The sequence below is a fragment of the Arthrobacter humicola genome (genome assembly GCF_039531445.1).
GTDB classification, from domain to species: Bacteria; Actinomycetota; Actinomycetes; order Actinomycetales; family Micrococcaceae; genus Arthrobacter; species Arthrobacter humicola.
Genome location: NZ_BAAAQB010000025.1, coordinates 359,060 through 360,564, shown reverse-complemented (window position 1 = coordinate 360,564; position 1,505 = coordinate 359,060). Strand labels below are relative to the sequence as shown.

Below are 1,505 nucleotides of genomic sequence, written 5' to 3'. Positions count from 1 at the left end.
CCCCAACCACAGGTTGGGGGTCCTCCCGCATTTAACACCTGCATCAATTTCGATTTAGAACCCGCACCAGTTTCGGTAAACTCCCAGCAGACTCCGGGGAAAGCCCCGGCTCCAGCGGAACGTTCTCCGAGTTGGGATCGTTAGAATGCGACGGGGCTGGATTCCAAAAGACCAGCCGGCCGCTTTCGTTCTAAGGACACGTCAATGCCCGAGCGCACTATCGTCATCACCGGAGCCAGCGACGGCATCGGTGCCTCCGCCGCACGGACTTTCGCCCAGCAGGGGGACCGCGTGGTCGTCGTCGGGCGTTCCGCGGAGAAGACCGAGGCGATCGCAAAGGAAATCGGCGCCGACTTCTTTGTCAGCGACTTCGCCGAGCTCGCACAGGTGCGCACCTTGGCCGCGCAGCTGAAAGAGAAGTACCCGCGGATCGACGTCCTGGCCAACAACGCCGGCGGCATCATGGGACACCGAGAGCTCACCGTGGACGGCCACGAGAAAACCTTCCAGGTGAACCACCTGGCCCCGTTCCTGCTCACCACCCGGCTGATCGACGTCCTCACCGCCAGCCAGGCCACTGTCATCAACACCTCCAGCGTGGCGAATTCAATCTTCGGCAAACTGGACATCGACGACCTCGACGCGGCCCGGAGCTACTCCACCAACCGCGCCTACGGCAATGCCAAGCTCGCCAACATCCTCTTCACCACCGAGCTCCACAACCGCTACAACGCCGAGGGGATCTCGACGGCGGCCTTCCACCCCGGCGGCGTGGCCACGAACTTCGCGGCTGACTCCACGAGCCCCATGCGCTTCGCCTACAAGTCGTTCCTCAAGCGCTTCATGCTGACCCCGGACCAGGGCGCGGACACCCTTGTGTGGCTCGCCAACGCCACCCCGGGCCACGACTGGATCTCGGGCACCTACTACGCGAAGCGGACGCTCTCCAAGGCCAACAAGCAGGCCTACGACGCCGGCCTGGCCAAGGCGCTGTGGCAGCGCAGCGAAGCGATGGTGGCCCGGGACAGCGACAAGCTGGACCCCCGGCAGTAATTCACCAGGGCGGAGCCTCACGGGAAACGGCGAATCGGTGGGGTAGCATTTTCCTGCCCCTCGCCGACACGCGGCCGGGCTTCTATTTGGGGGAGTGCTGTCTACCGTGCGCCTGAAGAAATTGCTTGTCTCGTCCCTGGCGGTAACCGCCGTCGTTCTGAGCGCCACGGCCGTGCCGGCATCCGCTGCGCCCGCGCCGAAGTCGTACAAGAACTGCACGGAGCTGAACAAGGTCTACCCGCACGGCGTCGGCCGCGCTGGCGCCCGCGACAAGACCAGCGGAAAGCCGGTCACCAACTTCCGCGTCGACAACACCGTCTACAGCTACAACGACGGCGGTGCGCGCCACTGGGGCGAGTACGACCTCGACCGTGACAACGACGGCATCGCCTGCGAAAAGCGCTAGAGCGGGGACCCCGCCGGGACCCCGACTTCTGGGGCTCCTGGGGCGG

At 65.0% G+C, this 1,505-nt stretch carries 2 protein-coding genes; both read left to right on the top strand.

Annotated features, from left to right (window positions below; all coding sequences use genetic code 11):
- Positions 1-204 precede the first annotated feature (204 nt).
- Entirely contained in the window at positions 205-1,053 is an 849-nt protein-coding gene (locus ABD243_RS08805) for an SDR family NAD(P)-dependent oxidoreductase (RefSeq protein ID WP_344364371.1), read from the top strand.
- A 94-nt stretch (positions 1,054-1,147) separates the two neighbouring features.
- On the top strand, positions 1,148-1,459 hold the full coding sequence (locus ABD243_RS08800; protein WP_344364369.1) for an excalibur calcium-binding domain-containing protein: 312 nt from the start codon (positions 1,148-1,150) through the stop codon (positions 1,457-1,459).
- The last annotated feature ends 46 nt before the right edge of the window (positions 1,460-1,505 follow it).

Excerpts from the sequence above, each read along its gene's own strand:
- ABD243_RS08805 (WP_344364371.1), top strand. The coding sequence starts at position 205 with ATGCCCGAGCGCACTATCGTCATCACCGGAGCCAGCGACGGCATCGGT.